Below are 623 nucleotides of genomic sequence, written 5' to 3'. Positions count from 1 at the left end.
TATGGCACCTGGTACGCTAACGAAGCAGATAAAACAGGGACTTATGTTGATAGCTGGTTGCTCTATAACTGGTTTGATAACACCGTCTCCGGCGAGTATCTGCCCAGTGAAAAATATCACTCTGACGGTATCACCGCCGCTATTGAAGCGGGTTATACCTTCCGTCTTGGTGAAAGCGCAGATACCCGCACCAGCTACTGGTTGCAGCCCAAAATGCAACTGACGTGGATGGATGTGAAAGCAGACAATCATACTGAAGACAATGGCACTCTGGTTGAGGACAGCACCGAAGGTAACCTGCAAACGCGTCTGGGGGTGAAAGCGTACCTGCAAGGTCATAATGCTATTGATGATAATAAAGAGCGTTCCTTCCAGCCTTTCGTGGAAACCAACTGGATTTATAACTCCCGCAATTACAGCGTGAAGATGGATGGCATCAGCGATGAGATCATCGGCACGCGTAACATCGGCGAGTTAAAAGTTGGGGTGGAAGGTCAGCTTAATCCGCGTCTGCAACTGTGGGGCAACGTCGCCCAGCAGTTGGGGGACAATGGTTACAGCGATACCCAGGGAATGCTGGGCATGAAATATCTCTTTTAATGCCACTTTGCCGCCCGTCACGT

At 49.9% G+C, this 623-nt stretch carries 1 protein-coding gene; it reads left to right on the top strand.

What is annotated here, in order from left to right; translation table 11 throughout:
• Positions 1–600, top strand: a 600-nt coding sequence (locus tag HEM79_RS22320; protein ID WP_183082729.1) for an autotransporter outer membrane beta-barrel domain-containing protein, incomplete at its 5' end; no start/stop codon positions are given.
• Between the last annotated feature and the right edge of the window lie 23 nt (positions 601–623).

Origin of the sequence: Escherichia sp. 93.0816, assembly GCF_013368855.2 — a bacterium.
Lineage (GTDB): Bacteria > Pseudomonadota > Gammaproteobacteria > Enterobacterales > Enterobacteriaceae > Escherichia > Escherichia ruysiae.
The sequence above is the reverse complement of the archived record's forward strand: the minus strand, read 5'-3'. Positions and strand labels throughout refer to the sequence as shown.